The 24,059-nt window shown below is 74.0% G+C and carries 20 protein-coding genes; 7 read left to right on the plus strand and 13 right to left on the minus strand.

Going from position 1 to position 24,059, the window contains the following annotated elements; translation table 11 throughout:
* Positions 1-263: 263 nt before the first annotated feature.
* Positions 264-1,631, minus strand: a complete 1,368-nt coding sequence (locus ACFC0B_RS32685; RefSeq protein ID WP_376094258.1) for a M16 family metallopeptidase — start codon at positions 1,629-1,631, stop codon at positions 264-266.
* Positions 1,632-1,651: 20 nt separating this feature from the next.
* A complete protein-coding gene (locus tag ACFC0B_RS32690; RefSeq protein ID WP_376094142.1) occupies positions 1,652-3,007 on the minus strand; it encodes a M16 family metallopeptidase in 1,356 nt (451 codons plus the stop codon).
* Between the two features lie 260 nt (positions 3,008-3,267).
* Between ACFC0B_RS32690 and ACFC0B_RS32695 the strand changes: the two genes are divergently transcribed.
* The 6 genes from ACFC0B_RS32695 to ACFC0B_RS32720 all read left to right on the plus strand — a co-directional run bounded on the left by ACFC0B_RS32695 (position 3,268) and on the right by ACFC0B_RS32720 (position 8,961).
* Positions 3,268-5,718, plus strand: a complete 2,451-nt coding sequence (locus ACFC0B_RS32695; protein WP_376094145.1) for a DNA topoisomerase (ATP-hydrolyzing) subunit A — start codon at positions 3,268-3,270, stop codon at positions 5,716-5,718.
* A 164-nt stretch (positions 5,719-5,882) separates the two neighbouring features.
* Positions 5,883-6,098: a hypothetical protein gene (locus ACFC0B_RS32700; RefSeq protein WP_376094148.1), complete on the plus strand. Its 216-nt coding sequence runs from the start codon at positions 5,883-5,885 to the stop codon at positions 6,096-6,098.
* A 17-nt stretch (positions 6,099-6,115) separates the two neighbouring features.
* Positions 6,116-6,292, plus strand: a complete 177-nt coding sequence (locus ACFC0B_RS32705) for a hypothetical protein (protein ID WP_376094151.1) — start codon at positions 6,116-6,118, stop codon at positions 6,290-6,292.
* 10 nt (positions 6,293-6,302) lie between these two features.
* Positions 6,303-7,331 carry a hypothetical protein gene (locus tag ACFC0B_RS32710; protein ID WP_376094154.1) on the plus strand — a complete coding sequence of 343 codons (1,029 nt, stop codon included), beginning with the start codon at positions 6,303-6,305 and terminating at the stop codon, positions 7,329-7,331.
* 35 nt (positions 7,332-7,366) lie between these two features.
* The gene (locus tag ACFC0B_RS32715; protein ID WP_376094156.1) at positions 7,367-8,029 is read left to right on the plus strand and encodes a hypothetical protein; all 663 of its coding nucleotides are present in this window, start codon (positions 7,367-7,369) and stop codon (positions 8,027-8,029) included.
* Positions 8,030-8,052: 23 nt separating this feature from the next.
* The gene (locus ACFC0B_RS32720; RefSeq protein WP_376094159.1) at positions 8,053-8,961 is read left to right on the plus strand and encodes a sucrase ferredoxin; all 909 of its coding nucleotides are present in this window, start codon (positions 8,053-8,055) and stop codon (positions 8,959-8,961) included.
* Positions 8,962-9,052: 91 nt separating this feature from the next.
* Here the strand turns inward: ACFC0B_RS32720 and ACFC0B_RS32725 are convergent, their stop codons facing one another.
* The 6 genes from ACFC0B_RS32725 to ACFC0B_RS32750 form a co-directional block, all read right to left on the minus strand.
* Positions 9,053-10,810 (minus strand): cation acetate symporter, encoded by a 1,758-nt coding sequence (locus ACFC0B_RS32725; protein WP_376094162.1) that lies wholly within the window; start codon positions 10,808-10,810, stop codon positions 9,053-9,055.
* Positions 10,807-11,175, minus strand: a complete 369-nt coding sequence (locus tag ACFC0B_RS32730) for a DUF485 domain-containing protein (RefSeq protein ID WP_376094165.1) — start codon at positions 11,173-11,175, stop codon at positions 10,807-10,809. The genes ACFC0B_RS32725 and ACFC0B_RS32730 overlap by 4 nt, the downstream gene beginning before the upstream one ends.
* 268 nt (positions 11,176-11,443) lie before the next feature.
* Entirely contained in the window at positions 11,444-12,154 is a 711-nt protein-coding gene (locus tag ACFC0B_RS32735) for a response regulator (RefSeq protein WP_376094168.1), read from the minus strand.
* On the minus strand, positions 12,151-13,308 hold the full coding sequence (locus ACFC0B_RS32740) for a sensor histidine kinase (RefSeq protein WP_376094171.1): 1,158 nt from the start codon (positions 13,306-13,308) through the stop codon (positions 12,151-12,153). Before ACFC0B_RS32740 ends, ACFC0B_RS32735 begins: the two co-directional genes overlap by 4 nt.
* Before the next feature lie 30 nt (positions 13,309-13,338).
* The gene (locus tag ACFC0B_RS32745) at positions 13,339-13,824 is read right to left on the minus strand and encodes a DUF1453 domain-containing protein (protein ID WP_376094174.1); all 486 of its coding nucleotides are present in this window, start codon (positions 13,822-13,824) and stop codon (positions 13,339-13,341) included.
* Between the two features lie 167 nt (positions 13,825-13,991).
* On the minus strand, positions 13,992-16,103 hold the full coding sequence (locus ACFC0B_RS32750) for a type IIA DNA topoisomerase subunit B (RefSeq protein ID WP_376094177.1): 2,112 nt from the start codon (positions 16,101-16,103) through the stop codon (positions 13,992-13,994).
* 539 nt (positions 16,104-16,642) lie between these two features.
* Between ACFC0B_RS32750 and ACFC0B_RS32755 the strand changes: the two genes are divergently transcribed.
* Complete coding sequence (locus tag ACFC0B_RS32755) at positions 16,643-16,873, plus strand: hypothetical protein (RefSeq protein ID WP_355365061.1); 231 nt, start codon at positions 16,643-16,645, stop codon at positions 16,871-16,873.
* Positions 16,874-17,049: 176 nt separating this feature from the next.
* On the opposite strand, the gene ACFC0B_RS32760 is transcribed toward ACFC0B_RS32755, so the two are convergent.
* The 5 genes from ACFC0B_RS32760 to ACFC0B_RS32780 form a co-directional block, all read right to left on the minus strand.
* Positions 17,050-17,859, minus strand: a complete 810-nt coding sequence (locus ACFC0B_RS32760; protein ID WP_376094261.1) for a trypsin-like serine protease — start codon at positions 17,857-17,859, stop codon at positions 17,050-17,052.
* A gap of 352 nt (positions 17,860-18,211) precedes the next feature.
* Positions 18,212-19,855, minus strand: coding sequence for an RNA polymerase sigma factor (locus tag ACFC0B_RS32765; RefSeq protein ID WP_376094180.1), 1,644 nt, complete (start codon positions 19,853-19,855; stop codon positions 18,212-18,214).
* Positions 19,856-20,381: 526 nt separating this feature from the next.
* Positions 20,382-21,314 carry a FadR/GntR family transcriptional regulator gene (locus tag ACFC0B_RS32770; RefSeq protein ID WP_376094183.1) on the minus strand — a complete coding sequence of 311 codons (933 nt, stop codon included), beginning with the start codon at positions 21,312-21,314 and terminating at the stop codon, positions 20,382-20,384.
* 109 nt (positions 21,315-21,423) lie between these two features.
* Positions 21,424-22,329 carry a hypothetical protein gene (locus tag ACFC0B_RS32775; protein ID WP_376094186.1) on the minus strand — a complete coding sequence of 302 codons (906 nt, stop codon included), beginning with the start codon at positions 22,327-22,329 and terminating at the stop codon, positions 21,424-21,426.
* Between the two features lie 3 nt (positions 22,330-22,332).
* A complete protein-coding gene (locus ACFC0B_RS32780) occupies positions 22,333-23,952 on the minus strand; it encodes an ATP-binding cassette domain-containing protein (RefSeq protein ID WP_376094189.1) in 1,620 nt (539 codons plus the stop codon).
* Positions 23,953-24,059: the final 107 nt, after the last annotated feature.

Below are 24,059 nucleotides of genomic sequence, written 5' to 3' on the forward strand. Positions count from 1 at the left end.
CGCGCGAAGAGACCCGGCGCGACCCGGGGATGTCAGGGGTTGGCGGCGCTCAGGCGGCCAAGGGGCATCGGGAGGACAGTCTCGGGGAGCTCAGCCGAGTTCGCTCGACCCGCATGGTGACCGCCTCCTCTCCGTGTGTGCACCGGGTGCCGGGGGATATCTACCCACGCACCCCGCCGCGCCCGCAAGGGAATTAACGCCGCGAACGGCGAGGGGCCCGGCGGGGCGTCGGAACGCTCCACCGGGCCCCCGGGGCCCGCGGGTCAGGCGCTGATCACCGTCACCTCGCCGATGCCCAGCTCCCGCACCTGGTCCGCGAACGCCGCGGCGTCGCCGACCAGAACGGTCACCAGCCGGTCCGGCGGGAAGGCCTTGACCACGGCCTCGGTGGCGGCGGCGGTCGGCAGCTCGGCCAGCTGCCGGTAGACCTCGGCCTGGAAGTCGTCGGCCAGGTGCTGCTCGACCTGGTCGGCCAGGGTGCCGGCCACCGAGCCCGCCGTCTCGTACTTCAGCGGCGCCACGCCGACCAGGAACTGCACCGCCTCGGCGCGCTCCGCGTCGGTGAGCCCCTCGGCGGCCAGCGTGCGCAGGATGGTCCAGGTGTCGGCCAGCGCCGGGGCGGTGGAGGCGGTGTCCACCGAGCCGCTGATCGCCAGCAGGGAGCGCCCGCTGCCGTCGGCGGCCGAGCGCAGCGGCTGGGCGAAGGCCCGCACGCCGTAGGTGTAGCCCTTCTCCTCGCGCAGCACCCGGTCCAGCCGGGAGGTGAGGGTGCCGCCCAGGCAGTAGGTGCCGAGGATCTGCGCGGCCCACGCCGGGTCGTGCCGGTCCGGGCCGATCCGGCCGATCAGCAGCTGGGTCTGCACCGAGCCGGGCCGGTCGACGATGATCACCCGGCCGGTGTCGTCGGCGGTCACCGGCGCGTGCGCGCCCGGCTCGGCCGGGGAGCCCTTCCAGACGCCCAGGGTGGACTCCAGCAGGGCCGGCAGGTCGGTGCCGGTGAGGTCGCCGACCACGACCACGGTGGTGGTCGCGGGCCGCACGTGCGCCTCGTAGAACGCCCGGACGGCGGCCCGGTCGATCGTCTTGACCGTCTCGGCGGTGCCGGCCCGCGGGCGCGACAGCCGGTCGGCGCCGTCGAACAGCTCGGCGTAGAGCGCCTTGGCGGCCCGCCGGGCCGGGTTGGCCTGCTCGTGCACGATCTCGTCCAGCCGGTTGGCGACCAGCCGCTCGATCTCGTCCTCCGGCAGCGCCGGGCTGCCCAGCGCGGAGGCCAGCAGGTCCAGGCCGCGGGCCAGCCGGGAGGCCGGGACCTCCAGCGAGACCCGGATGCACGGGTGGTCCGCGTGCGCGTCCAGGGTCGCGCCGGCCCGCTCCAGCTCGGCCGCGAACTCCTCGGCGGTCAGCGTGTCGGTGCCCTCGCTGAACGCCCGGGCCAGGATCGAGGCGACGCCGTCCGCACCCTCCGGCTCGGCCGCCAGCGGCGCGTCGAGCAGCACGTCGACGGCCACCAGCTGCTGCCCGGGGCGGTGGCAGTGCAGCACCGTGACGCCGTTGCCGAGCGCGGCGCGCTCCGCCGCCGGGAACGCCCACGGGCTGGGGGTGCCGGGCTGGGGCTGGGGGTGGAAGGTCATGGCGGGGACGTACTCGGTGCTCATACGGCGGCGCCCTCCTCGTCGGTCTCGGCGGTGGCAGCGGTGTCGTCGGCGGTGTCCTCGGCCGGGGTCGGCTCGTACACCAGCACCGCCCGGTTCTGCGGGTGCAGCCGCGCCGCGGCGATCTCCCGCACCTCCTCGGCGGTGACGTCGAGGACCTTGGGCAGGGCGTCGTTCAGCAGCTTCGGGTCGCCGAACAGCACGGCGAAGCGGCACAGCTCGTCGGCGCGGCCGGCCACCGTGGTGAGCCGGTCCAGCCACTCGCGCTCGATCTGCGCCTGGGCGCGCTCCAGCTCGGCCGCGGTCGGGCCCTCGGCCGCGAACCGGGCCAGTTCCTCGTCGACGGCCGACTCGATCTGCTCGACGGTGGCGTCGCCCGAGGTCTTGACGTCCAGCCAGCCCAGGCTCGGCGCGCCGGACAGCCGCAGCAGGCCGAAGCCGGCCGCGACGGCGGTGCGGTCCCGGCGGACCAGCCGGTTGTAGAGCCGGCTCGACTCGCCGCTGCCGAGGATGGTCAGCGCCAGGTCGGCGGCGTCCGCCTCGCGGGTGCCGTCGTGCGGCAGCCGGTAGGCGGCCATCAGCGCGCGGGACGGCACGTCCTCGCGGATCAGCTCGCGCAGCTCCCGGCCGATGGCCTCCGGCAGGCTGCCGTCGCGCGGCGGCTGCTTGCCGTCGTGCGCGGGGATGCTGCCGAAGTACTTCTCCACCCAGGCGATGGTCTGCTCCGGGTCGATGTCGCCGACCACCGAGAGCACCGCGTTGTTCGGCGCGTAGTAGGTCCGGAAGAACGCCCGGGCGTCCTCCAGGGTCGCCGCGTCCAGGTCGGCCATCGAGCCGATCGGGGTGTGGTGGTACGGGTGGCCGTCCGGGAAGGACAGCGCGGTCAGCTTCTCGAACGCGGTGCCGTAGGGCACGTTGTCGTACCGCTGGCGGCGCTCGTTCTTCACCACGTCGCGCTGGTTCTCCATCGACGCCTCGTCGAGGGCCGCCAGCAGCGAGCCCATCCGGTCCGCCTCCAGCCAGAGCGCGAGCTCCAACTGGTGGGCCGGCATGGTCTCGAAGTAGTTGGTGCGCTCGAAGCTGGTGGTGCCGTTGAGCGAGCCGCCGGCGCCCTGGACGAGCTCGAAGTGCCCGTTGTTGGAGACGTTGGCGGAGCCCTGGAACATCAGGTGCTCGAACAGGTGGGCCAGCCCGGTGCGGCCCTTCACCTCGTGCCGGGAGCCGACGTCGTACCAGAGGCAGACCGCGGCCACCGGCGTCAGGTGGTCCTCGGAGAGGACGACGCGCAGGCCGTTGGCCAGGCGGTGCTCGGTGATGGCGATGCCTCGCTGGGAGGCGGGGGCCGGGTTGGCCATGCGCTCGGGTCCTTCCCGTCGTCGAAGTCGGGGTTCGTGTGGCGTCCCCCATTGTGGTGCAACGCGCGAACGCCGTGGATGTGTCCGCGCGGACGGGGCGTTCGCCAGGGGCGGAAGAGGGGCGCTGGCCGGGTCTGTCGGCGGGAGGGTCCACAATGGGGGCGCCGAGCCCTGTTGACAGAACCGCCGACAGCCCCGGCGAAACCGCGCCGACGAGACGTGGACGAGACGCAAGCGAGACGTAAGGGAGCCCCGCCGCGATGGCCCGCCGCAGTTCGCAGACCCCGCCCCCCGGAGACTTCGAGGAGCGCATCCTCGACGTCGACGTCGTGGACGAGATGCAGGGCTCGTTCCTCGAGTACGCCTACTCGGTGATCTACTCCCGGGCCCTCCCGGACGCCCGGGACGGCCTCAAGCCGGTGCACCGCCGCATCCTGTACCAGGCCAACGAGATGGGCCTGCGCCCGGAGCGCGGCCACGTCAAGTGCGCCCGCCTGGTCGGCGAGGTGATGGGCCGGCTGCACCCGCACGGCGACGCCTCCATCTACGACTCTGTCGTCCGGATGGCCCAGCCGTTCTCGATGCGGCTGCCGCTGATCGACGGCCACGGCAACTTCGGCTCGCTCGGCAACGACGACCCGCCGGCCGCGATGCGCTACACCGAGTCCCGGCTCACCGCCGCCTCGATGGCCATGGTCGAGTCGATCCACGAGGAGACCGTCGACTTCGGGCCCAACTACGACGGCAGCGAGCAGGAGCCGCTCGCGCTCCCGGCCGCCTTCCCCAACCTGCTGGTCAACGGCGCCACCGGCATCGCCGTCGGCATGGCCACCAACATGCCGCCGCACAACCTCTCCGAGGTCGTCGCCGCCGCCCGGCACCTGATCAAGCACCCGAACGCCGACCTCGACACCCTCATGCGGTTCGTCCCCGGCCCGGACCTGCCCACCGGCGGACGGATCGTCGGCCTCTCCGGCATCCGGGACGCCTACGAGTCCGGCCGCGGCACCTTCAAGATCCGCGCCACCACGACCGTCGAGGCGGTCACCGCCCGCCGCAAGGGCATCGTGGTCACCGAGCTGCCGTACAACGTCGGCCCGGAGAAGGTCATCTCCAAGATCAAGGACCTCGTCAACGCGAAGAAGCTCCAGGGCATCGCGGACGTCAAGGACCTCACCGACCGCGAGCACGGGCTGCGCCTGGTCATCGAGGTCAAGAACGGCTTCGTGCCCGAGGCCCTGCTGGAGCAGCTCTACAAGCTGACGCCGATGGAGGAGACCTTCGGCATCAACAACGTGGCCCTGGTCGACGGCCAGCCGCTCACCCTCGGCCTCAAGGAGCTGCTGGAGGTCTACGTCGACCACCGCTTCCAGGTGGTCCGCCGGCGCAGCGACTTCCGCCGCCGCAAGCGCCAGGAGCGGCTGCACCTGGTCGAGGGCCTGCTGGTCGCGCTGGTCGACATCGACGAGGTCATCGCGATCATCCGGTCGAGCGACAACGCCGCCCAGGCCAAGGAGCGCCTGATCGAGCGCTTCTCGCTGTCCGAGACGCAGACCGCGTACATCCTCGACACCCCGCTGCGCCGGCTCACCCGCTTCGACCGGGTCGAGCTGGAGCAGGAGCAGGCCAAGCTGACCTCCGAGATCGCCGACCTGACCGAGATCCTGGAGTCGGACAACAAGCTGCGCAGCGTGGTCTCCGGCGAACTCGGCGCCGTCGCCAAGCAGTTCGGCACCGAGCGGCGCACCGTCCTGCTGGAGGCCGGCGCCGCGCCGGCCGCCTCGCTGGCCGTCCCGCTGGAGGTCGCCGACGACCCGTGCCGGGTGCTGCTCTCCTCCACCGGCCTGCTCGCCCGCACCGCCGACGGCGAGCCGTTCGAGCTCTCCGAGAAGCGCGCCAAGCACGACGTGATCGTCTCCGCGGTGCCGACCACCGCCCGCGCCGACGTCGGCGTGGTCACCTCGGCCGGCCGGGTCCTGCGACTGGCCGTCATCGACCTGCCGGCGCTGCCGCCCACCCCCTCGCCCACGCTGGCCGGCGGAGCCGCCGCCACCGAGTTCCTCCGGCTGGAGGCCGACGAGCGGGTCCTGGCGCTGACCACCCTGGACGAGTCCTCCCCCGGCCTGGCGCTGGGCACCGCGCAGGGCGTCGTCAAGCGGGTGGTCCCCGAATGGCCTGCCAACAAGGACGAGTTCGAGGTGATCGCGCTCAAGGACGGCGACGAGGTGGTCGGCGCGGTCGAACTGCGCACCGGCGAGGAGGACCTCGTCTTCATCAGCTCCGACGCCCAACTGCTGCGCTACCCCGCCGGACAGGTCCGCCCGCAGGGCCGCCCGGCCGGCGGCATGGCCGGCATCAAGCTCGCGGACGGCGCCCGGGTGCTCTCCTTCACCGCCGTCGACCCGGCCGTCGACGCGGTGGTGGTCTCGGTGGCCGGCGCCGCCGGCACCCTCACCGGCGAGGCCCAGTCCAGTTGGAAGGTCACCCCCTTCGAGCAGTACCCGCGCAAGGGCCGCGCCACCGGCGGCGTCCGCTGCCAGCGCTTCCTGCGCGGCGAGGACGCCCTCGCCTTCGCCTGGGCCGGCCCGGCCCCCGCCCGCGCCGCCACCGCCAAGGGCGCCCCGGTCGACCTCCCCGAGCGCGACCCCCGCCGCGACGGCTCCGGCACCCCGGTCACCACCCCCGTCGCCACCGTCGCCGGCCCCGCCTGACCCGCCCGACCCGCAGGGCGCCGAACCCCGTTCGGCGCCCTGCGGCATTCCCCCAACCGGAACGCTCCCCCCAACTTCCCCGCATCGCAAGATTGTTCGCCGCCCCTGGGCTAGGTTCGCACCGGAAGGGCCACCCACCACCGACCCCGGAGGGAGACGGACCGTTGCCCGACGACTTCCGGATCGACCTCGCCCGCATGCACACGGTCTCCACCCGACTCGGCGAATGCGGCACCCGCATGCGCGCCGTCGCCAAGCGCCTGGAGAACCTGGGCAAGGGCCGGCAGACGGGCACCGCGCGGCTCGACTCGGCCTGCAAGCAGTTCGAGGACGAGTGGCACGGCGGCATCGGCCGGATGGGGGCATCGTCGCAGGCCTGACCAAGCTCGGCCATCCGGTGGACCCGCGTCTGGTCACCATCCCGGTCAAGGCCACCGGCCTCGGCTACGGGCTGTACCGCCGACTGACCAGGGACGACGACGGACCTGCCGCTCCGCCGCCGCCGTACGTCGGCCCCGTGCCGCAACCGGGTCCGCGCCCCTCGCCCACACCCTTCCTCGCCGCGGTCGCCTGACGGAGATCCCATGCCCGAGTACCTCTATGTCACGCTCCCCGTCTCGGGAAGCCAACTGGCCCGCGTGCCCGAGGCCGTCGAAGCGGCGGAACGGGCCAAGGCGCTCTACGGGGTCAACCTGTTGGACGACGAGGTGGCCCGTCAGGTGGTCACCGACCATCTGACGGCCCGCCGCCGCATCGACCTGGAGTGGCACACCGAAGTCGGCGCGTTGCTCGTGCTGGGCGGGATCGTGGTGGCGGCCGTGATCGGCAGCTCGCTCTCCTCGCCGGTCCAGCCGAAGCAGGTGGCGATGCTGGTGGCCGCGATCCTGGCGGTTCCCGCCGGCATCGTGGTCTGGGGCGTCGGTGCCGGGAAGGGGGCGAAGAAGCAGCGGGACTCCGTCCACTTCACCACCTACACCGCGCTGCTGGCACGGGCCAGGAGTGCCGGGCTCGACATCCGGATCCCCGACGAGTGGTTCGACGCGGCCGATCCCGCGCCCGCTCCGGCCCCGCGCCCGCACTCGTCCCCGGCAGCGGCGGCGACCGCGGCCGCGCCGGGCACCGGCACCGTACCGCCGCTCCCCGCCGCCGAAAGCCTCCTGGTCGTGCCGATGGACGCGCTCACCGGGAACCCCGCCCTGGTCCGTGCGGCGCGTACCCGCGGCGCCGAGCACCGCATCGACCTCCTGGACGGGCGGGCCGTGCAGGCGATGCTGACCGCACAGCGCCGGGCCGTCCGGCGGTGGAGCGTCTGGGCCACGCTCGCCGTCCTGGCCGTCGTGGCGGCCGGGACCACGGCCAGTATCGGTGCGACGCTCGCCCCCGACTCGCCGAACCGCTCCCCGGCGCTCGCGGCGGCCGGAGCCCTGGCCGCCGTCGCCGTCCTCGCCACCGGACCGCTGCTGCTCCTGCTCCGCTCCTGGCGGCGGAGCGGGGTCCGGGCCCAGGCCGCCGCCTATCTGGACCTCCTGGTCGAGGCCCGCCGGCACGGCGTCCTCGTCCCCGCGCCCCCGAGCTGGCTGGACACCCGCAACCGGCTCCGGAAACCGTACTGACCCGCCGGCCACCCGACTCCGAAGGCCCGACCACCGTGACGGACACCCTCCAGATCCGCTTCGTCGTCCCGCCCGCCTTCCACGACATCCCCGTGCTCGGTACCGAGGGACAGATCGCCGAGCAGCTCTGGGAGGTGGTCTGCGAGGTCCTGGCCTCGGAGGGCGACGACCTGCGCACCGAATGGGCGGCCGTGCTCGCCGGGCTGATCCCGCCGATGGCCGAGGCCGGAACGATCTACGCGGGACTCTGCCTGCTGGACATCGAGGGCCGGACCAGTACCGCCTCGGTCGTCGCCACCCTGGCGCCGCTCGGCGGACTCCACCCCGCACGAGCGGTGGACGGCCTGCGGGAGGGGCTCTCCCGGGCCCGGCCGCAGGCCACCGTGACCGAGCTGGCGCTGCCCGCCGGGCGGGCGGTGGCGGTGATCGACGCGGTCTCCACCCCCATCGGCGAGACGGCCCTGGCCACCTCGGTCATCCAGGTCCATCTGCCGCTCCCCAACGAGTCCCAGTTGCTCTCGCTGGAGCTGAGCACGCCGTGCGCCGAGGACTGGGAGCTGTACTCGGAGGTCTTCGCGGGGATCGTCCGCAGCGTCCACCTGGAGTTCGCCGACCTCCCGCTGTCGGACCCGGGGCCCATGGCCGAATCCGCGCCGTCCGCCGCGGTCGAGGCGAAGGTACGGGCCGCCTTCGGCTGAGGGGCAAGGGTAGCCTTACCGGAGTGAGCACCTGTGCGACGCTGTCGCGTGAACTGTCGGAGCCGCTGGCCGCCACCGCCGCGACCGCGAGCACCTGGCTGCTGGTCGAGCAGAACGGGCCGTGGGGTGCGAAGGCGCTCGGCGAGAGCCATCTGGACCCGGCGGTCGGGCGGGCGCTGGATGCCGCGGCCGCCGGCACCGGGGTGCGGGTGGCGTTGATCCGGCGGCCCGGGCGGCACGCGGACTGCCTGCCGACGGCCCGGCACGAGGTGATCGTGGCGCACACCGTCCCGGCGCCCGGCCGCAGCTGGGTGCGCCGCCACGAGGTGGCGGATCCGGCGGAGCTGCTCGCCCTCGACTTCGCGGCGCTGGGCGCCGGCGACCACGGCGGCCTCGGCGCACCGCACGTCGGCGGCCCGATCGCCCTGGTGTGCACCAACGGCCGCCGGGACCGCTGCTGCGCCCTGCTCGGCCGCCCGCTCGCCGCCGATCTGGCCGCCGCCGGGCACACCGAGGTGTGGGAGGTGACCCACCTGGGCGGCCACCGCTTCTCCCCCACCATGCTGGTGCTGCCGTACGGCTACGCCTACGGCCGGCTGACCGCCGAGTCCGCCAAGGAGGTGCTGGCGGCGACGGCGTCCGGCCGCATGGTGCCGGAGTGGTCGCGCGGCTGCTCCGGCTGGGACCGCCCGGGCCAGGCGGCCGACCACGCGGTGCGGCTGGCCGGCGGTGGGACCAGGGCCGACGCGTTGACCGTGGATTCGCGGCCGGACGGCGCGGGCCGCTGGCGGGTCGAGGTCCGGCACGAGGACGGCCGGGTCTGGGAGGTGCGGGTGGCCGAGGGCGTCAGCGAGCCGGCCCGCCCGGAGAGTTGCGGCAAGGCGGCGGGCACCCCGTCCCGGATGGAGGTCGTCGCCCTCCGGGAGCTGTGACGTGCGTGATGTTCGTGACGCGCTGTGACGTGCCGCGACGTGCGACGACCCCCGGCGGGTGCCTGCCGGGGGTCGTTCGTTCCTCAGCCGCTCAGACTGCTCCGGCCCCGGTCAGCGAGCGGACCTCCAGCTCGGCGTACCGGTCCGGGTCGGCCGGCTCGGGCGAGGTGAGGGTGCCGATCCAGCCGGCCAGGAAGCCGAGCGGGATGGAGACGATGCCCGGGTTCTCCAGCGGGAACCAGTGGAAGTCCATCCCGGGGAACAGCGCCACCTTGGTGCCGGAGACCACCGGCGAGAAGGTCACCAGCACCACCGCCGGGATCAGCCCGCCGTACACCGACCAGACCGCGCCGCGGGCGGTGAACCGCCGCCAGAACAGGCTGTAGAGCAGCACCGGCAGGTTGGCGGAGGCGGCGACGGCGAAGGCCAGGCCGACCAGGAAGGCGACGTTCAGCTGCTGGGCGAAGAGGCTCAGCACGATCGCCACCGCGCCGATCCCGACCGCGGCGATCCGCGCGACCAGGACCTCCTCGCGCTCGGCCGCCGCCGGAGCGCTGTCCGCCCCGGCCGCGGTCGTGGCCCGGGCGGCCGCCGCGCCGCGCGACCGCCGGGAGGCCGGCACCACGGCCCGCCGGCCGCGCAGGCCCCGGCCACCCCGGGCACCCCGGTCGCCGCGCGGCCGGGGTCGCCAGGCGCCCGCCCAGATGTCGTGGGCGAACGCCGCCGAGGAGGCCAGGGTGAGCCCGGCGACCACCGCGAGGATGGTGGCGAAGGCGATCGCCGAGATCAGCGCGAACAGCACCACCCCGCCGGTCGAGCCGTTGCCGCCGCCGAGCACCAGGGCGAGCAGCGGGACGGCGGTGTTGCCCGCCGAGTTGGCCTGCCGCACCTCGGCCGAGCCGATCAGCGCGGTGGCGCCGAGGCCCAGCGCGATGGCCATCAGGTAGAAGCCGCCGACCAGTCCGATCGCCCACATCGTCGAACGGCGGGCGGCCCGCGCGGTGGGCACGGTGTAGAAGCGGGACAGGATGTGCGGCAGGCCGGCGGTGCCCAGCACCAGGGCCAGGCCCAGGCTGAAGAAGTCCAGCCGGCTGGTGAAGCTCTTGCCGTACTTCAGCCCGGGCTCCAGGTACCGCTGCCCGGCGCCGCTGTGCTGGGCCGCCTGCCGCATCAGCTCGGCGACGTCCCCGTGGAAGCGGACCACCAGCAGCACGGTCAGCACCACCGAGCCGGCGACCAGCAGGAACGCCTTGACGATCTGGATCCAGGTGGTGGCCCGCATACCGCCGATCGTGACGTAGACGATCATCAGACCGCCCACCGCCACAATGGTCCAGGTCCGGGCCTGGGCGCTGTTGGTGCCGAGCAGCAGCGCGACCAGACTGCCCGCGCCGACCATCTGGGCGACCAGGTAGAACAGCGTGACGACCACGCTGGCGCCGCCGGCCGCCGCCCTGACCTTGCGGCGGCGCAGGCGCAGCGCCAGCACGTCGGCCAGGGTGTACCGGCCGGCGTTGCGGACCAGTTCGGCGACCAGCATCAGCACCACCAGCCAGGCGACCAGGAAGCCGATGCTGTAGAGCACGCCGTCGTAGCCGTACAGCGCGATCAGCCCGGCGACGCCGAGGAAGGAGGCGGCCGAGAGGTAGTCGCCGGAGAGCGCGAACCCGTTCTGCAGGGGCGTGAAGTCGCGGCCGCCGGCGTAGAAGTCCTCGGCGGCGCCGCCGCCGCGGCGGCCGGCCCAGAAGGTGATCGCCAGGGTGACCAGGACGACGACGGCGAAGAGCACCACGGCCAGGCCGTGGTGGTCCCCGGTGGGGGCGACGGGGGGCGGGGTGGCGGCCCTCATCGCAGCTGGTCCTGGGTGTCCCAGCGCAGCGACAGGGCGGCCCGGTCGCGCTTGGTGCGGGCGTTGCGGGCGTAGAGCCAGGCCAGCAGGAAGGTGGTGGCGAACTGCAGCAGGCCGAGCAGCCAGGCCACGTTCACCGGGCCGGCGACCGGGCGGCGCATCAGCGCGGGGGCGGCCGCCTGGGCGGCCACGTAGAGCAGGTACCAGGCCAGGAAGACGCCGCTGACCGGGAAGACGAACGTCCGGTAGCTGTGGCGGATGCGTTGGAAGGCCGCGCTCCGCTGGACGGCCCGGTACACCTCGATGCTGCTGCTGTCGGCCACCGGCCCGGGCGCCGCCACCGATCCGGGCACCGGCACCGGCACGGGTACCGGTTCCGACACCGGTCCGGACACGGGCCCAGCCGTCGGTCCGGACAAGGGCTCAGCCGCCGGTCCGGGCACGGGCTCCGCCGCCCACCAGTCCAGTTGCCCTCCCGGCTCGGGGTTTCTCGTCTGCTGTTGAGGCACGGCTGCTCCTGGGCCGGGGGGGTTGTGACCCGAACCATGATGGAGGCGCCGGAACCTCCCAAACCCCCGTCGCAGATACGTTCACTCGATGAGGTGATCGATGATCCGACAGACACTCATCCGACTACTGCGGAGACCCGGTGATTCCGTGGCGGAAGGCGTACGCGACCGCTTGCGCCCGGTCCCGCACGCCGGTCTTGGCGAACAGGTTGTTGATGTGGGTCTTCACGGTGGCCGGGCTGACGTACAGCCGCCGGGCGATCTCGGTGTTGGAGAGCCCCTGCGCGATCAGTCCCAGCACCTCGGCCTCCCGCGCAGTCAGCCCGTCCGGCGGCTCCTCCGCCGGTCCCGAAGCCGGTCCCGCAGCCGGCCCCGCAACCGGCCCCGGCGCGGCGGGAGCGGCCCCCGCCAGCCGCTCCAGCAGCCTCAGCTGCACCTGCGGCGAGAGCCCGGCCGCCCCCGACCGGACGTCCGCGATCGCCCGGGCGATCTCCTCGGCGCCCGCGTCCTTGGTGAGGTAGCCGCGCGCCCCGGCCCGCAGTGCCGGGAACAGCGAGTCGTCGTCGGCGTAGGTGGTGAGCACCACGACCTCGGTCCCCGGGTGCCCGGCGCGGATCCGCCGGGTCGCCTCGACCCCGTCGCAGCGCGGCATCCGCAGGTCCATCAGCACCACGTCCGGCCGGTGCCGGGCGACCAGCGCGACGGCCTCCTCGCCGTCCGCCGCCGAGCCGACCACCTCGATCCCGGGCAGCAGCCCGAGCAGCATCACGATGCCCTCGCGCACCACCGTCTGGTCGTCCGCGACCAGCACCCTGGCGACCGCCGGATCCGTCATGCCGGCACCCGCAGCAACACGCGCCACCCTCCCTCGTGGGAGCCCGCCAGCAGGGTGCCGCCGAGCAGTTCCGCGCGTTCGCGCATCCCCAGCAGACCGTACCCGCCGCCGCTGGACGCCAGGCCGCCGGGCGCTTCGGACCGTCCGGCCCGCTGGTCCCGCACCTCCAGCTCCACGTCGCGCGCCAGATAGCGCAGCTCGACCGTGCAGCGTGCGCCGGGGGCGTGTTTGCGCACATTGGTCAGCGCTTCCTGCGCCGTGCGCCGGACGGCGAGCCCCGCCTCGGCGGTCAGCGGACGCGGTGTCCCGACCACCGAGAACCCCGCGCGCTCCACCGCGGTCAGCTCCACCAGGTACTCGCCGACCGGGGTGAACTCGCCGCGCAGCGCGGACAGCGCCTGCCGGGTCTCGGCCAGTCCGTCCTGCGCCATCCGCCGGGCGGCCACCACCCGCTCGCGGATCCGCGCCCGGTCGGTGCCGGAGTCCAGCATCAGCCGGGCCGCCTCCAGGTGGACCAGCTGGGCGGAGAGGCTGTGCGCCAGCACGTCGTGGATCTCCCGGGCGATCCTGGCCCGCTCGGCGAGCGCGGCGCTCTCCGCCTCGGCGGCCCGGGCGGCCCGCTCCTGGTCGAGCAGCCGGCGCGCGGTGCCGCGCGCCTCGATGTCCAGCCGCAGCAGGTAGCCGAGCAGCAGCAGGCCGCCGACGGTCGCCGTGATGCTCAGCCAGCTCGCCCAGCTCACCGCGGCGTACGAGCCGAGCGAGGCGCCGGCCGCGATCAGCGCGGGCGCGGGCGGCAGCCGGATCACCGCGGTCACCGCCAGTCCGTACCAGAGCACGTCGGAGAGCAGGTAGGCCTGCCCCCAGTCGGCCAGCCAGGCGGCCGTGAACACCGCGCCGGCCAGCACGTACGAGCGCGTCGCCCACTGCTTCCAGCTGGCGTGCAGGTAGCCGGCGGCGAGGGCGACCGCCGCGCCCAGCCCGGCCACCACGACGATCACCGCCCAGCCGGCGTACCTGCCGCCGGTGAGCGTCCCCCAGCAGACGCTGACCAGGACGACGAGCCGGCCGAGGACGGTGAGGATCCGCCGCGGCCGGCTCTCGGCGTCGTACCGCAGCCCCTCACGGGACGGCCAGCGGGTCCAGTAGCCGACCAAACGTTCCTCCTGGTGAACTCACGACGACGGTCAGCACGACACCGCGGCCGGACCCGGCGGCTCCAGCGCCCGCGCCCTCCAGTTCACCACGAGCGTCCTGACCACCAGCAGGACCGCCAGCCCGAGCAGCAGCGCGCTGCTCGACTGGCGCAGGTGCAGGACCTCCCCGATCCCGAACAGGCCGAACCTGATCGCGATCAGCCCGCCCCAGGCGGCCGGCGTCGCCGCGGTGCCCCGGACCCAGAGCGCGCCGTCCGCCTCCCGCCAGATCCGGACGGTCCAGCCCCAGACCGAACCCGCGGCGAGCACCGCGAGCAGGCCGGAGCCGACCAGGACGGCGGACCACGCGGTGTCCCGGCGGTCGAGCAGCTGCGGGTCGCGCAGCGCGACCGCGCCGAGGACCACCGGCAGCACCCAGGAGCGGCGTTCGGTGTCCAGCCGCCGGGCGCGCATCTGACGCCGGAGCACCAGCACCGTCACCACGACCACCAGAGCGACGTCGAGCTGGGCAGACATGGTGCTTTCTCCGTCCGGGAAGGTTCGGGCCGACCTCTCCGACGGTACGGATCCGGCGCCCCCGGCTGATCGGCTCCGGGGTGGACGGCGGGTCCACGGCGGGTGGACGCACGTGCGCGAGGGCCCTCCACCCGCGGGTGGAGGGCCCTCGCGCGGACGGGCGGTGCTCAGGCGTCGATGCGCGAGCGGTCCAGGGTGGCCGCCGAGTCCACGATGAACTCCTTGCGCGGCGCCACGTCGTTGCCCATCAGCAGGTCGAAGACCTTCTCGGCCTGCTCCAGGTCGCCCAGGTTGATCCGGCGCAGCGTGCGGTGGCGCGGGTCCATGGTGGTCTCGGCCAGCTGGTCGGCGTCCATCTCGCCCAGACCCTTGTACCGCTGGACCGGGTCCTTCCAGCGCAGGCCCTTGCGCTGGAACTCCAGCAGCGTGGAGCGCAGCTCGGCGTCCGAGTACGTGTAGTGGTACTTCTCCTGCCCGCGCTTGGGGTTGGTGAGCTCGATCCGGTGCAGCGGCGGCACGGCCGCGAAGACCCGGCCCTGCTCGACCATGGGCCGCATGTAGCGCTGAAACAGCGTCAGCAGCAGGCAGCGGATGTGCGAGCCGTCGACATCGGCGTCGGCCATGAAGATGACCCGGCCGTAGCGGGCCTGGTCGATGTCGAAGGTGCGGCCCGAACCGGCCCCTATCACCTGGATGATGGCCGCGCACTCGGTGTTCTTGAGCATGTCGCTCACGGACGCCTTCTGCACGTTGAGGATCTTGCCGCGGATCGGCAGCAGGGCCTGGAACTCGGAGTTGCGGGCCAGCTTGGCGGTGCCGAGCGCGGAGTCGCCCTCGACGATGAAGAGTTCGCTGCGGTCGACGTCGTCGCTGCGGCAGTCGGCCAGCTTGGCCGGCAGCGAGCTGGTCTCCAGCGCGGTCTTCCGGCGCTGGGCCTCCTTGTGCTGGCGGGCGGCGACCCGGGTGCGGGCCGCGGCCACGACCTTCTCCAGCACCGCCCGGGCCTGGACCTTCTCGTCCTTCTTGCCGGAGGTGAGGAAGGCCTTGAGCTCCTTGGCGACGACGGCCGCGACGATCCGGTTGGCCGCCGAGGTGCCGAGCACCTCCTTGGTCTGGCCCTCGAACTGCGGCTCGGCGAGCCGGACGGTGACCACGGCGGTGAGGCCCTCGGTGGCGTCGTCCTTGGTGATGTCGTCCTCGGCGACGCGCAGCACCTTGGCGGAGCGCAGCGCCTCGTTGACCGTCTTGGCCAGCGAGCGCTCGAAACCGGTGACGTGGGTGCCGCCCTTGGGGGTGGCGATGATGTTGACGAAGGAGCGCAGCGTGGTGTCGTACCCGGCGCCCCAGCGCAGCGCGATGTCCACCCCGAGGTGCCGGGTGACCTCGGTCGGCGTCATGTGGCCGAGGTCGTCCAGGACCGGCACGGTCTCCTTGAAGGTGCCCTCGCCGTGCAGCCGCAGCACGTCGCAGATCGGCTTGTCGGGCGCCAGGAACTCGCAGAACTCGGCGATGCCGCCGTCGAAGCGGAAGGTGCTCTCCTCGACCTTCTCGCTCTCGGTGAGCCGCTCGTCACGCACCACGATGGTCAGGCCGGGCACCAGGAAGGCGGTCTGCCGGGCCCGGGCGTGCAGGTTCTCCAGGGAGAGCCGGGCGTCCTTGAGGAAGATCTGCCGGTCGGCCCAGTACCGGATCCGGGTGCCGGTGCGGGTCTTGGGCACCTTGCGGGCCTTGGTCAGGCCGTTGGCCGGCTCGAACGGGGCGTCCGGGCTGGTCTCGGTGAAGATGCCGGGGGTGCCGCGGCGGAAGCTGATCGCGTGGGTGTGGCCGCCGCGGTCGACCTCGACGTCCAGCCGGGCGGAGAGCGCGTTGACGACGGAGGCGCCGACGCCGTGCAGACCGCCGGAGGCCGCGTAGGAGCCGCCGCCGAACTTGCCGCCGGCGTGCAGCTTGGTCATCACGACCTCGACGCCGGACAGCCCGGTCTTCGGCTCGACGTCCACCGGGATGCCGCGCCCGTTGTCGCGGACCTCGACCGAGGCGTCCTCGTGCAGGACGACCTCGATCCGGTCGCAGTAGCCGCCCAGCGCCTCGTCGACCGAGTTGTCGATGATCTCCCAGAGGCAGTGCATGAGGCCTCGGCTGTCGGTCGAGCCGATGTACATGCCGGGGCGCTTGCGGACCGCCTCCAGGCCCTCCAGGACGAGCAGGTGCCGAGCGGTGTAGTTGGAACCGTCGTCGCCGGCCAGCAGAGCGGACGGCACGGTCGTTTCGGCACTCACGCGGCACTCTCCTCGGTCAAGTTCTGTCTCATCGGTCACATCCGGACACGTCCGGACCGCCCGCCAGTGCAGCACACCGCACCGACAGCCGTTTCCCCTGCGTGTGCGCACCCCTCCGCTGGGTGCACAGCACGGCGGGCCGGTCCCGCGCAGCTTGTACGCGCTCCGCGAACAAGGGCCGTGCCGGATCGGGGTCGCCGGGGCTCCATCTCCTCCCGGTACCACCGCTCCTGGCGGATCGTGGGACCGGGCACAGGCTCCGGAACTGCCGTTATGCAGGCTACCGGGGCCCGGGACGGGGCTTATGCTCCAACCCAGCAGAGGATTATGCTACGCGGACTCTCACATCCGGTTCCGATCGGGCGTTCGAGCGACGGGCGGATCCTGGGATTCGGTACGCATGAACCACCGGCCCCCGGGGCACGTCCTCATCAACACAGCAGAATCCTCAGAGAAGAAAAGCCACGAGCGGGAACGTTTTCGGCCTGGTTGGATGTTGACCCTGGTACGACAGCTCGTCGAGCTAGAGAAGAGGCGACGTGACTACTGTTCTGACACCTGCGAGCCCGCTCACCGCGGCTGACCGCTGCGACCGCTGCGGCGCCCAGGCCTACCTGCGCGTCGTACTCGCCAGCGGCGGAGAGCTGCTCTTCTGCGCCCACCACGGCCGGAAGTTCGAGCCCGAGCTCAAGAAGATCGCCGTGGAGATACAGGACGAGAGCGGCCGCCTGGGCAGCACGTCCGCCACGGCCGACGACGACGAGCGCTGATCGCGGCGCCCCACAGGAACCAGCGTCGAGCTGCGTGTCCGGCCGCGCACCGCGCGTGACCGGATGAGCCGGGCGACCGCCCCTTCGGGGGCCGGTCGCCCGGCTTCGTCGTTCCCGGGCCGGCTCCGCCCGCCCTCCCGGGCCGCCCGAACGGTCAACACCGGGTGCCCGCCCGGCTACAGGGCGGCGCGCACCGCGCCGGCGACCGAGGAGAGCCGGGTGTAGACGCCCGGATGGGCGGCCTCCGCGCAGCCGGTCCCCCAGGAGACCAGCCCGGCGAGCCGGCCGGCGACCACCAGCGGGCCGCCGCTGTCCCCCTGGCAGGCGTCCTTGCCGCCCCGCTGCTCCCCCGCGCACACCATGCCCCGGGCGTCGAAGCGCCCGTCCGGGCCGCCCGGGTAGGCCTGCGCGCAGGCCTGGTCGGGCACCATCGGGACGTCCACGCTGCGCAGCGAGGGCGAGTAGTCGCCGCGGCCGGTGGTGTCCCCCCAGCCGTACACCTGCGCCCTGGTCCCGGGCCGGTACGGTTCCGTCTCGCCCTGGCCGACCAGGTCGATCAGCGGCCGGCCCGCCTGCGACTCGCTCAGGGTGACCACCGCCACGTCGTTCATGTTGGTGGTGAAGGAGTAGTCGGGGTGGACCCAGACGCCGCGCACCGCCACCTCCTGGCCGGCCGAGCCGCGCAGGTCGTCCCGGCCGACCACCACCCGCAGCCCCGGCCGGTCCACCTGCTGCCCGGTGGACTCGTCGTAGAAGCAGTGCGCCGCGGTGACCACCTTGGTCGGGGTGACCAGCGCGCCCCCGCAGAACTGCCCCGAGCGGCCGGAGCCGAACTGCTGGCGGCTGGACAGCGCGACCACCCACGGGTGGTCGCCGGTGCTCACCGCCTCGCCGCCGACGATCCGGCCCTGCGGCCGGGCCTGGGCGTCCGGGGCGGCCGGACCGAGGGCGAGCAGCGGCGCGGGCAGTGCGGCCAGCAGCGCCAGGGCGGCGGCCCGGCGCCGCCGGGACGCCCGGCCCGCGGGATCGGGTGCGGCGGACCCGGCGGGCGCGCCGACGGGGGCGACGGCGGGCGCGGGGGTCGGCAGGTCGGCGCGGTCCGGACGGTCCGGGGTGGGCGACACCGTGTCTCCAGGTGGCTCGGCAGCAGGCAACCGGCACAGCGTAGGTGACCGGCTACGGTCCGCGACCGCTCGCCGCCGCACCGCCACCCGGACGGGGGACAACGGCCACCCGGACGCTGACACCCACCCGCCCCGAACAGCCGGAAGGCCCGGAGCGCGGGGCTCCGGGCCTTCCGGTCGGCACCGGTGGCCGGTACCGGTGGTCGGACGGTGATCAGTCCAGGTAGTCGCGCAGCACCTGGGAGCGCGACGGGTGGCGCAGCTTGGACATGGTCTTCGACTCGATCTGGCGGATGCGCTCACGGGTGACCCCGTACACCTTGCCGATCTCGTCCAGCGTCTTCGGCTGACCGTCCGTCAGGCCGAAGCGCATCGAGACCACGCCCGCCTCGCGCTCGGACAGGGTGTCCAGCACCGAGTGCAGCTGCTCCTGGAGCAGGGTGAAGGAGACCGCGTCGGCCGGGACGACCGCCTCGGAGTCCTCGATGAGGTCGCCGAACTCGCTGTCGCCGTCCTCGCCCAGCGGGGTGTGCAGCGAGATGGGCTCGCGACCGTACTTCTGGACCTCGATGACCTTCTCCGGGGTCATGTCGAGCTCCTTGGCCAGCTCCTCCGGGGTGGGCTCGCGGCCCAGGTCCTGGAGCATCTGGCGCTGGACGCGGGCCAGCTTGTTGATGACCTCGACCATGTGCACCGGGATACGGATGGTGCGGGCCTGGTCGGCCATCGCGCGGGTGATCGCCTGGCGGATCCACCAGGTCGCGTAGGTGGAGAACTTGTAGCCCTTGGTGTAGTCGAACTTCTCGACCGCACGGATCAGACCGAGGTTGCCCTCCTGGATGAGGTCCAGGAAGAGCATGCCGCGGCCGGTGTAGCGCTTGGCCAGCGAGACCACCAGGCGGAGGTTGGCCTCCAGCAGGTGGTTCTTGGCGCGGCGGCCGTCCTCGGCGATGATCTCCAGCTCGCGCTTGAGCTTGGGTGCGAGCTTGTCGGCGGCCGAGAGCTTGTCCTCGGCGAACAGGCCGGCCTCGATCCGCTTGGCGAGCTCGACCTCCTGCTCGGCGTTGAGCAGCGGGACCTTGCCGATCTGCTTCAGGTAGTCCTTGACCGGGTCGGCGGTGGCACCGGCGACGGCCACCTGCTGGGCCGGAGCGTCGTCCTCGTCGTCGTCGGAGAGGACGAAGCCCTCCGACTCCTCCTCCGGGGCGTCGCCCTCGGTAGCGGGCTTGTCGCCCGGCAGGGCCACCTCCTCCAGCAGCTCCTCCTCGCCGAGCAGCTCCTCGTCGCCCTTGGCCGTCTTGCCGGCGGCGGTCTTCTTGGCGGCGGCCTTCTTGGCCGGCGCGGCGGTCTTCTTGGCGGCGGCCTTCTTGGCCGGCGCGGCCTTCTTCGCCGGAGCCGACTTCAGCTCGGCGACGGCCGGGGCCGACTCCGCGGTGATCTCGGCGGACACCGTGCTGACCGGCGCCGCGGCGGCCGCGACCGCCGGAGTGGAGATGGTCGCACCGGGCGCGATGCGCACGGGCGGCTTGGTCGGGGCCGACGGAGCGGCCGGGGTCCGGGTGGTGACCGCCTTGGTCGCCGTGCGCTTGGCGGGGCTCTTGGCAGCAACGCTCTTGCGCTTGGCGCCGGCCGGTTCGGCCGCGCTGACCATGAGGTCCACCCCCTCCTCAATCAGCACCTGGTTGAGGCTGCGCATGACGTTCTTCCACTTGGTGACCGGGATCTGGTCCGCCTCGAACGCCTGGCGCACGTCGTCACCGGCGATCTGCCCCTGGGCCTTGCCCCGCTCGATGAGCGCCAGCAGAGCCGCGGACTCGGCGATCTCGGGGGGAAGCGAACGGGATGTGCTGGCCGACACGAACAACCTCTCGGACGATGAGTGGACTCGAACCCGTACCGGCCGCCCGAGCGGGCGGGGAAGGAGATCGCGCGTCGGGCACGCGGTGTCGATTCCGACCGACTCGGGCTTGAGGACTGGGTTTGCAGGACGGCAGCAGCGCCGCAGACCAACACAGCATTCTGACATGTTGGGGTATTCCGGAGCTGCTTCCGCTCAGGACACATCGCTGCTACTCGTCAAGTGTTACGCATGGCCTTCGTGTCGCGGGTCACACCGGACGGCGGCCGCGGCCCGGGGCCGGCTTCCATCATCCCTCACCCGCGCCCGAGTCGTTGACCATGGACACGACATTCGGCCCCGGGCGCGTCCGCCGGCACCCGTGCGGAGGCCCCCCGGCTGCACCGTAACGGCAGCCGGAGGGCCTGGGTCGCGGAGGGAGCGGCGGGAAGCCGCGGGACGGTCGCGGTCGGACGGATCATGACGGGGGCGGTCCGTGGACGGGTCGCGGGGCGGGACGGCAGCGCCCGGTCGCCGAACGGTCCGCTCAGTGCTCCCGGGGCGCCGGCACGGAGGGTTCGATCTCGGGGTGGACGGTGAGCAGCGCCCGCATCGCGGTCTCGGCGGCGGCCCCGTCGCCGGTGCCGAGCGCGTCCACCAGCCGGGCGTGCAGCCCGACCGAGGACTCCGAGGGCCGCTCGCAGGACGTGGCCGGACCGCCGGACACCTGGAGCGCGCAGGCGACGATCCCGGAGAGGTGCTCCAGCATCCGGTTGCCCGCCAGCTGCAGGACCAGGCCGTGCAGCTCGGCGTCGGCCCGGACGTAGGTGGCGAGGTCCGCCTGGGCGCAGGCGTGCCCCATGATCTCGACCAGCTCGGCCAGCCGCTGCTGGATGTCCTCCCGGCCGTGGCCCGCGGCCAGCCGGGAGGCCAGCGGCTCGATCGCCCAGCGGAGCTCGAACAGCTCCCGGCGCTGTTCGTCGCGCTGCGGGCCGAAGGCGCGCCACTCGATGATGTCCGGGTCGAGCAGGTTCCAGTCGCTGACCGGGCGGACCCGGGTGCCGACGTTGGGCCGGGCGCTGACCAGGCCCTTGGCCTCCAGCACCCGCAGCGACTCGCGGACGACGGTGCGGGAGACCTCGAACCGCTGGCCGATCTCCTCGGGAACGAGCGGCCGGTCGGCGCCGAGGTCGCCGGAGACGATCATCTGGCCGAGCTGCTGGACGAGCTGGCCGTGCAGACCGCGGCCGCGGCTGCTGGTGGTCTTGCGGCCGACCCGGGCGAGGTCCGACTCGGCGCCCTCCCAGCGGGGCGCCGGCGGGGTGGGCCGGTCGGCGTAGGAGAAGCGGTCCAGGTCGGCGGGGCCGGGGATGGCCCCGTCGGCGGAACGGGCGGGGGTCATGGTGGGGTGCGCAAGGGTGTTCACAGCTCCTTTGTCGGCGATCGGCGGGCGCAGCTTGAGAATTCTCGTGAAAAGCACACGAAAGGGTGATCGACCGTGACTGGATAATTGACTTCTTATCAGGGCGAAGCACGCATTGCGGTCACCCTTGGTCGATCTTGACGAACCGCCCCCGACGGGCGGGGGCTCACAGCGCCCGGCGTCTGACCTGCACCGCCAGGGTGACCAGCAGCAACACGAAGGCCGGGACCGCCACCGCGGCCAGCAGGGCCGGATCGGAGAGCACCGAGCCGCTCCCCGCAACCCGGCGGCCCCCGCCGTACACCCATCCGTACGCCCACTCGATCCCGGAGTGGAACGGCAGCAGCTCCGCCGCCCGGGGCGGCCAGGCCGTCCCGGTCCGCCGCAGCACCAGCGCCACCCCGGACTCCAGCAGCGGCGGCAGCGCGCAGAGCAGCAGCACCCCGCCCGCCGCGCTCCGGGTCAGCGCGGCCGCCAGCACCCCGGTCCAGCCCGCCACGACCACCAGCAGGGCGAACGCCAGCAGCGCGGCCGGCGCCCCGTGCCCGGCCCCCAGGGCCAACGGCGCCGGCACCCCCGGCAGCTCGCCGGACCCGCCCGCGCCGGCCGCGGCCAGTACCCGCGCGACCCGGTCCGACAGCGCGGCCGGGTCGGAGGCGGCCGAGACCGTCACCCCGGCCGGCAGCGCGAGGTGCACGGCCACCGCGTCGACCAGCAGCGTCACCAGGGCCAGCGGCGCCGCGATCGCACCGGTCACCAGCAGCTTGCCCGCCAGCAGCCGCACCCGGCGCGGATAGCCCACCTGCGAGGCCGCCAGCCCCGGGTGTCGCACCTCCTGCCCGTACGACAGCGCTCCCAGCAGTCCGGCGCCCAGCGCCGCGAAGGGCAGCGGCAGCAGCGGCACCGTCGCCGTGAGCAGCCGTACCGCCGCCGCGCCGCCGAGCTCCCCGTCGGCCGTCCGCGCCGCCAGCAGAGCGGCGACCGCGGCGTCGCAGAGCAGTACCAGGCCGAGCAGCAGCCAGGTCGAACGCAGGCCGCGCACCCGGCGCAGCTCGTAGGCCAGAACTCGCACGCTTCACTCGCTCCGAAGGTCAGAGGTCACGGGAACGACGGCGCCGCCCCGGTCCGCCCCCGGCGGGCCGGAGGCCCCGCCGGGTGACTCCCCCGGGCGCTCGGCGGCGGGGTGCTCGATGACGGGGCGCTCGATGACGGGGCGCTCGGCGGCGGGGTGCACGACGCGGCCCAGGCGGATGGTGTCGTCGGTCCTCGGCTCCGTCTCCCCGCCGGGGCGGCCGTCCGCCGGGTGGGCGAGGCCGGTCAGCCCGTCCCGGAAGAGCCGGTCCACGGTGACGGTCGGTGAGGCCTCCTCCTCCGGCGGTTTCCCGGCCCCGCTCTCCCCGCTGCCGCGCCGCCCGCCTCCGGCGGCCGGACGCCGGGGGACGGCCCGGATCCCGCTGCGGGCGGTGAGCGCGGACAGCGCGGTCGCGGCCGAGAGGCCGGCGGCGGCCGCGACCGGGAGGGCGAGGGTGGGCGCGGGGTCCCGGTCCCGGTCGGCGACGGGCGCCGGGTCCGGTGCGGTCCTGTCCGGTGCCGGCTTCCCCTTCGCCGGTCGGTCGTCCCCCGCCGGCCGCTGGGCCACCGCCATCGCCATGGTCTGTTCGGCCGACGCCGGAACGGCGGTCCGCTCCGGCGGCCGCTCCTTCGCCGCGGCCCCCGCCGCCCGGCTCCCCGAGGGGCGGGCCGAGCCGGGACCGGCCTGCACCCGGAGGTGGCCCGACCGTCCGGAGCCGGTCGGCAGGGCGGCCCGGGGAGCGGGCTGCTCGACCACCCGGTCGGCGAGTTCGTGCAGCAGGATGCCGTGCCGGTAGGCGAGTTCGCCGATCTCGGTCCGTCCGATCCCGGCCACCGCGAGCCCGGCCCCGCCGTCCCGGCGGACCTTCGCGCCGTGGCCCGTCAGCAGGTCCGCGAGCCGGGCCATCTGCGGCCCCCGGACGGCGACCTCGGGGCTGATCCGGGTGCGGCGGAACTCCGACACCGCCTGGTCGGCCGCCATCCGGCCCTCGTCCAGGGTGATCACCCGGTCGGCGAACCGCGCGGCCTCCTGCGGGGAGCGGGTGGTGGCCAGCACCGTGCCGCCGGCGGCGCCGAAGGAGCGCAGGAAGGAGTGGAACCACTCCACGTTGCGCGGGGAGAGCCCCTCGGTGGGCGCGTCCAGCAGCAGGGCGCCGGGCTCGCCGAGCAGCGCGGCGGCGAGGGCCAGCCGCCGGTGCATCCCGGGCGAGAAGGTGCGCAGGCGCTGGTCGGCGACGGCCGCGAGCCGGATCTGTTCGAGCAGTTCGTCGGCCCGCCGGGCCGGCACCCCGACGGCCGCGGCCAGCATCCTGAGGTGGCCCCGGGCCTTCCGGTCGGGGTGTCCGGCGTGGTCCGCGGCCCCGGACGCGCCGCCCGGACCGGCCAGGACCACGCCGACCTCGTGCTCGGGCCGCCGCAGCCGGCGGTAGGTGCGGCCGTCGAACAGGGTGACGCCCCGCCCCCGTTCGAGCTCCACCATCAGGCGCAGCGCGGTCGACTTGCCCGCCCCCTCGGGGCCGAGCAGCGCCGTCACCGTGCCCGGGCGGGCCTCGAAGGTCAGATCCAGCACCGCCGGTGGGACGCCCCGGCGGTAGACCTTGGTCAGTCCGGTGATCTGGATCATCGCTGGCTGCTCCCATGCCCTCGGCCGACCTGGTCCGCACGGCGCAGGGTCGCCTCCGCACGGTTCCGCGCGAGCACATTAGGGGTCCGCGCCGGCGATTCCGGGCA

Source organism: Kitasatospora sp. NPDC056184, assembly GCF_042268405.1.
Classification (GTDB): Bacteria; Actinomycetota; Actinomycetes; order Streptomycetales; family Streptomycetaceae; genus Kitasatospora.

Excerpts from the sequence above, each read along its gene's own strand:
- ACFC0B_RS32685 (WP_376094258.1), bottom strand. The coding sequence starts at position 1,631 with ATGACCTTCCACCCCCAGCCCCAGCCCGGCACCCCCAGCCCGTGGGCG.
- ACFC0B_RS32710 (WP_376094154.1), top strand. The coding sequence starts at position 6,303 with ATGCCCGAGTACCTCTATGTCACGCTCCCCGTCTCGGGAAGCCAACTG.
- ACFC0B_RS32690 (WP_376094142.1), bottom strand. The coding sequence starts at position 3,007 with ATGGCCAACCCGGCCCCCGCCTCCCAGCGAGGCATCGCCATCACCGAG.
- ACFC0B_RS32780 (WP_376094189.1), bottom strand. The coding sequence starts at position 23,952 with ATGATCCAGATCACCGGACTGACCAAGGTCTACCGCCGGGGCGTCCCA.
- ACFC0B_RS32725 (WP_376094162.1), bottom strand. The coding sequence starts at position 10,810 with ATGAGGGCCGCCACCCCGCCCCCCGTCGCCCCCACCGGGGACCACCAC.
- ACFC0B_RS32745 (WP_376094174.1), bottom strand. The coding sequence starts at position 13,824 with ATGTCTGCCCAGCTCGACGTCGCTCTGGTGGTCGTGGTGACGGTGCTG.
- ACFC0B_RS32695 (WP_376094145.1), top strand. The coding sequence starts at position 3,268 with ATGGCCCGCCGCAGTTCGCAGACCCCGCCCCCCGGAGACTTCGAGGAG.
- ACFC0B_RS32735 (WP_376094168.1), bottom strand. The coding sequence starts at position 12,154 with ATGACGGATCCGGCGGTCGCCAGGGTGCTGGTCGCGGACGACCAGACG.